Raw genomic sequence first — 4,787 nt, forward strand, 5'->3', positions numbered from 1 at the left:
TCGTGGTGACGGCCGGGCCGGGCGAACGGGACCTGGCGGCCGCGGTGGCCGCCGGGGCGGGGCTCGGGCCGGACGCCGTGGTCACGACGGACCTCGCCGGTACGGCGGCACTGGTGGCCGACGCGGCTCTGGTGATCTGCGGGGACACCGGGATCGGCCACCTCGCCACGGCCTTCGGCACGCCCTCGGTACTGCTGTTCGGGCCCACCCCGCCCGACCGGTGGGGTCCCCCGCCGCGGGCCCGGCACCGGGTGCTGTGGGCGGGCACGACCGGCGACCCGCACGCGGACACCCCCGACCCCGGCCTGGTGCGGCTGTCGGTGCCCCGGGTGGTGCGCACGGCGCGCACCCTGCTGTTCGGAGGAGAACCATGCCAGCACACACCCGTCCACGCGGCCCGGACGCCACGGCAGGCGGACTCCCGGTCGGGGTCGTCGGCACCGGCTACGTCGGACTGACCACGGCCGCGTGCCTGGCCCGGCTGGGGCACACGGTGGCCGGGGTGGACGTCGACCCGGACAAGGTGGACGCGCTGAACCACGGCGAGGTCGACCTCGGCGAACCCGGACTGGCCGACCTGGTCCGGGCCGGTCGGGACGCCGGTTCGCTGGGGTTCACCACCGACCCCGCCGCACTCGGCGCCGCCGGGGTCGTCGTGGTGTGTGTCCCCACCCCGTCCGGGCCGGACGGGACGGCCGACCTCGCGGTGTTCGACTCGGTGCTGGCCGGGCTCGCCCCCGTGCTCGCGCCCGACTGCGTCGTCGCCGTGAAATCGACCGTGCCCGTGGGGACGACGGCGCGGGCCGGACGGGTGCTGGACCGCGCCACGGTGAGCAACCCGGAATTCCTGCGGGAGGGGCACGCCGCGCACGACTTCCTGCACCCCGACCGGATCGTGCTCGGTGCGGACGACCCGACGGCGGCCGGCCGGGTGGCGGCGCTCTACGCCGGGCTCGACGCCCCCGTGCTGCGGACCGATCCCGCGAGCGCGGAGCTGGCCAAGTACGCGAGCAACGCCTTCCTCGCGCTGAAGGTCTCCTACGTCAACGTGCTCGCGGAACTGTGCGAACGGGTGGGGGCCGACGTCGGCGACGTGGCCGACACGTTGCGCCGCGACCCCCGGATCGGATCCGCCTTTCTCACCCCCGGCCCCGGCTGGGGCGGCTCCTGCCTGCCGAAGGACACCCGGGCCCTGCTGCGCACCGCCGAGGAGGCCGGTGTCGACTTCGCCCTGCTGGCGGACGCGATCGCCGCCAACCGGCACCAGCACGACCGGGTGGCGCGCACGGTGCGGGAGGCGATCACCGGGTCCGCGGACGGGGCGCTGGCCGGTGTCCGGATCGGACTGCTGGGGCTGACGTTCAAGGCGGGCACCGACGACGTGCGGGACTCGCCCGCCCTCGCCGTCGCCGCCCGGCTCGCGGTGGACGGTGCGGTGCTCACCGCGTACGACCCGGGGATCGGCCGGGCCGCGGCGGGGGCGCTCACCGCGGCGGGGGTGCAGTCGGTGGACGACCCGGTGCTGGTGGCCAAGGACGCGGCGGGGCTCGTACTGCTCACCGAGTGGCCGCGGTTCCGCGACCTGGACTGGGCGGAGCTGGCCGACCACACCGGGAACCCCGTCCTGGTCGACACCCGCGGCCTGCTGGACCCGGGCACGATGGCCGGGGCGGGGTGGCGCTACCACCGCCTCGGCCGCGGGCGGGGTGAACCGGGTCCCACACCGGGATGATTCAGCTTTCCTGATTCGTTCCGGTCCCCCTTCCGGGGATCCGCCGCACCGGCGAACAGGTGTACATGAATTCTTTTCCGAGTATCTCGCCGGGGAACCGGCGGAATGTGTCCACCGGACAGTTTCCCACCTTTCGGGTGGACCCGCGGGTCAGCCCCGGGAAATCGCGTTCACCGTGCGGCCGACCTCGGTACCGGACAACGCCCTGGCCGCGTCCGCCTGCGAGAGGATGCCGACCAGGCGGCCGCCGTCCAGGACCGGCAGACGGCGCACCCGGTGCCGCGCCATCGCGTCGAGCGCGGCCTCGACGTCGTCCCCGGGTGCGATCGAGTGAACCTGCCCGGAGGCGAGTTCCCCCACGTGGACGGCGACCGGATCCTTGCCCTCGGCCAGGACCTTGACGACGATGTCCCGGTCGGTGAGCATGCCCTTCAGTTCCCCGTCCTCGCCCCGGACGGGCAGCGCCCCCACCCCGGCCGAGGCCATGGTGCGCGCGGCCTCCGACACCGACTCACTGGTCTCGGCGAAGCGGGGGTCGGCGGTCATGATGTCCTGAACCCGTGTCACCAGAAGTCACTCCTCGTATCCCGAGAATCGTCCGTTCGGGGAATATGCGCCCCTTCCGGCCTTTGCATACTGCGCCGTCCGGACTAGTCTTTGAGCAGTCAGGCGGTTGAGCAGGCAGCGGCCGGATCTCTTTTCGACCTACCGGTTGATATGGACACCGCTGGAGGTGCCGTGTCCGAACTAGCAATACCCACTTCACTGGTGGGCCTAACCACCGAACGTCACGGGCCGAGCCTCGTCGTCACGGTGGACGGCGAAGTCGACCTCAGTACGTGCGACGTACTGGAGAAACAGCTCGAGGAGGCACTGCACGAGGTCTCTCCCCCGCACCCGCTCGTGATCGACCTGAGCGCGGTCACCTTCCTGGGATCCTCGGGGCTGGCGGTGCTGCTCAACGCGCAGAAGGTCGGCGCACGACGGGGCACCCCGCTGCGTCTCGTGGCCACGCAACGGGCCGTGTGCCGGCCCGTCGAGGCGGTCGGGCTCTCCGACGCGCTGCCGTTGCACGGCACGGTGGTGGCGGCGCTCACGGGCGTTCCCGCCCCCCGCACGGGCGAGGAGATGCTGCATCTCGAATTCGTCCCGGACCACGACGGCACGTCCGTCACCCGTGCGTCCCGCTGACCCGGGGGCGGTCCCGCCACCGACGTGCGCGGGACCCGCCCCCGGCGGGACGGCGGTGGCCGTGCCGCCGGTCCGGGTACCGGCTCAGCAGTCCCCGTCACCGCACCACCTCGACTCCGCCTCGGCCGTCTTCTCGACCCCCAGGACCACGGTGCCCTCCACGGTGAGCGCCTCGCCCGCGCCCGGAGCCTGCCCCACGACCCGCCAGTTCGCGTCGTTCAGTGCGATCAGATGTCCGTCGACCGGGTGGGCCTCGACACCGAGACCGAGGTCGTCGAGGTCCCGCCGTGCCGTGGCCAGCAGGAGACCGACCACCCCGGGTACCTCCCGGACCGTCGCGGTCCCCGGGGTCCCGGACGGCCCGGGTCGCGGTGTGCCGGAGGGATCGGCCTGCGGTGGCCCGGTCCGGGACGGACCGGGGGCCCCGACGGAGCCCGGCAGGGTGTGCCCGGCCCCGTCCCCGGTGGAGACCAGCGCACCGCACGCGGTGGTGAGGCCGAGTGCCAGGGCACCGGCGAGGCCGGTGAGCGTCCGGCGCAGCGGGTGACACGGAGTTCGGGGTACGGAGGTTCGCATGATGCCTCGCCTCCCAACGTCCCGGAAGGGGTGCACCGCCGTGGCGGGCACGGGGGCCCGTCCGGGGAGCCGGACGGAGCGGGGACGGACGCCGGACGAGCCGTGCCGACGGCACGGCGTCGTGGCGGTGGGACGGGAACGGCGCGGTATCGGGCGGGGTCGTCGGGTTCCGCGGTCGGCCGTTTCCCGGTGGGCCCTTTCCCGGGTGGGCTGTATCCGGTGGGCTGTATCCCGGTGGGTGTGGCCCCGGCGGGAAGGCCCGGGCCACCTCGTGCGTTCGAGCGTGACCGCCGTCGTGGCGGCGACATCCGCGTTCCCACGCTCTCCCGCCAGTGTGCGCACCGGCGGCGCTTCCTGACAAGACCCGGCGGCGCCCCGGGGTCCCGTCGTCGGGACGCCCGCACGGGCCGGGGCACGGCGGTGGTCGGGAGCGTGCGCCCTCCCCCGCCGTGCCCCGGCCGACGGACCGACGTCTCAGAACCGCAGATCCGCCAGGTACTCGTACCCCACCCGGGCGGTCTCCAGCGGGTCCTCGGGCGCGTCGTGCTCGACGATGTACTGCTTCATCGGTCCCCGCCAGGTCCGGCGGAAGATCTCGGCGAAGTCCATGGTGCCGGTGCCGAGGTCGGCGAAGCCGCCGTCGGGCGCACGGTCCTTGACGTGGAACTGGGTGACCCGGCCGAACCGGCGGTGGTACTCCGCCACCGGGTCCGCCCCGGCGACGACGACCCAGTAGAGGTCGTCCTCGAAGTGCACGTTGCGCCGGTCGGTGTTCCCGGCGAGGACGTCGATCGGCCGCACCCCGTCGACGGGGGTGAACTCCTGGGCGTGATTGTGGTACCCGTAGGAGATCCCCGCCTTCCGGAACGCCCGCCCCGCGCGGTCCAGCCGTCGTGCGAACGCGGTCCACTCGTCCAGCGTCGGGTGGTTCGCCCAGGCGCACGCGGCGGTGGAGTAGCCCAGTGTGCGTGCGTCCTCGATCAACCGGTCCACATCGGCCCCCTCGAACCCGACATGGGCGGACGTGGCCCGCAGGTGGTACCGGTCGAGCAACCTGCGGAACTCCGCCGCCGACCGGCCGTGGGTGCCCGCGAGCTCCACCGCGCGGTAGCCGATGTCGGCCAGGGCCTCCAGCGTGCCCGCGAGGTCGTCGTCCAGCACGCTGCGCAGGGTGTAGAGCTGGATACTGATGTGGTTCTTCGGCACCCGCCTGCCCGCCGCCGCGCCGGCGGCCCGGGCGGTGCCTGCCTGGGCGGTGCCTGCCTGTGCGGTGCCGGACAGTGCCCCG

General features: G+C 73.9%; 6 protein-coding genes. 3 read left to right on the forward strand and 3 right to left on the reverse strand.

Features of this window, described 5'->3' with window-relative positions:
• Positions 1-458, forward strand: a 458-nt coding sequence (locus tag SACPADRAFT_RS27435) for a glycosyltransferase family 9 protein (RefSeq protein WP_040924293.1), incomplete at its 5' end; no start/stop codon positions are given.
• A complete protein-coding gene (locus SACPADRAFT_RS0212840) occupies positions 371-1,732 on the forward strand; it encodes a UDP-glucose dehydrogenase family protein (protein ID WP_007026547.1) in 1,362 nt (453 codons plus the stop codon). The genes SACPADRAFT_RS27435 and SACPADRAFT_RS0212840, both read left to right, overlap by 88 nt.
• Before the next feature lie 150 nt (positions 1,733-1,882).
• Here SACPADRAFT_RS0212840 and SACPADRAFT_RS0212845 read toward each other — a convergent pair whose 3' ends face one another.
• A complete protein-coding gene (locus SACPADRAFT_RS0212845) occupies positions 1,883-2,299 on the reverse strand; it encodes a CBS domain-containing protein (RefSeq protein ID WP_007026546.1) in 417 nt (138 codons plus the stop codon).
• A 201-nt stretch (positions 2,300-2,500) separates the two neighbouring features.
• Here SACPADRAFT_RS0212845 and SACPADRAFT_RS29905 point away from each other — a divergent pair, with 201 nt between their 5' ends.
• Positions 2,501-2,923: an STAS domain-containing protein gene (locus SACPADRAFT_RS29905; protein WP_233357172.1), complete on the forward strand. Its 423-nt coding sequence runs from the start codon at positions 2,501-2,503 to the stop codon at positions 2,921-2,923.
• A gap of 84 nt (positions 2,924-3,007) precedes the next feature.
• Here the strand turns inward: SACPADRAFT_RS29905 and SACPADRAFT_RS29910 are convergent, their stop codons facing one another.
• Both SACPADRAFT_RS29910 and SACPADRAFT_RS0212860 read right to left on the reverse strand, forming a co-directional pair.
• Positions 3,008-3,499, reverse strand: coding sequence for a PASTA domain-containing protein (locus SACPADRAFT_RS29910; protein WP_007026544.1), 492 nt, complete (start codon positions 3,497-3,499; stop codon positions 3,008-3,010).
• Between the two features lie 474 nt (positions 3,500-3,973).
• Positions 3,974-4,780, reverse strand: coding sequence for a sugar phosphate isomerase/epimerase family protein (locus SACPADRAFT_RS0212860; RefSeq protein WP_084258417.1), 807 nt, complete (start codon positions 4,778-4,780; stop codon positions 3,974-3,976).
• Positions 4,781-4,787: the final 7 nt, after the last annotated feature.

Origin of the sequence: Saccharomonospora iraqiensis subsp. paurometabolica YIM 90007 (assembly GCF_000231035.2) — a bacterium.
Taxonomy (GTDB): Bacteria; Actinomycetota; Actinomycetes; order Mycobacteriales; family Pseudonocardiaceae; genus Saccharomonospora; species Saccharomonospora paurometabolica.